The organism is Bowmanella dokdonensis (assembly GCF_017254865.1).
GTDB lineage: Bacteria > Pseudomonadota > Gammaproteobacteria > Enterobacterales > Alteromonadaceae > Bowmanella > Bowmanella dokdonensis.
Window position 1 is genome coordinate 1 of the sequence record NZ_JAFKCV010000263.1, and the last position, 318, is coordinate 318.

Annotated in this window: 1 protein-coding gene; it reads left to right on the plus strand. The window is 44.7% G+C overall.

What is annotated here, in order from left to right; genetic code table 11:
- Nucleotides 1–176 precede the first annotated feature (176 nt).
- The coding region (locus J0A66_RS22495; protein ID WP_206576043.1) for a ribonuclease E inhibitor RraB at nt 177–318 on the plus strand (142 nt) is incomplete at its 3' end.

A 318-nucleotide genomic window follows, 5' to 3' on the forward strand; every position in this document is an offset into this window, starting at 1 on the left:
TGGATGACAGCCGGGATTTGAAAGGATGGACGCAGTATTTTCATCAGCAAATGCAAGACAAGATTGACCAGCTGAACAAAGAAGTGGCAGAGCTGGAAGCTAAATCCTGATGATGATTGGCGTTGATGCAAAAGCAGGCTAGACTGCGGGCAATTTACGACTGATGGGACAAAATAATGAGTGCTGAACTTAACGAATGGTATGAATTCAATCAGGAAACCATTGAAGCGCTGCTAAATGATGGCAGTAATGCAGAATTACCGCATTCCATTGAGTATCATTTTGCCAGCGACAACTTTGACCGCCTGGAAAAGGCCG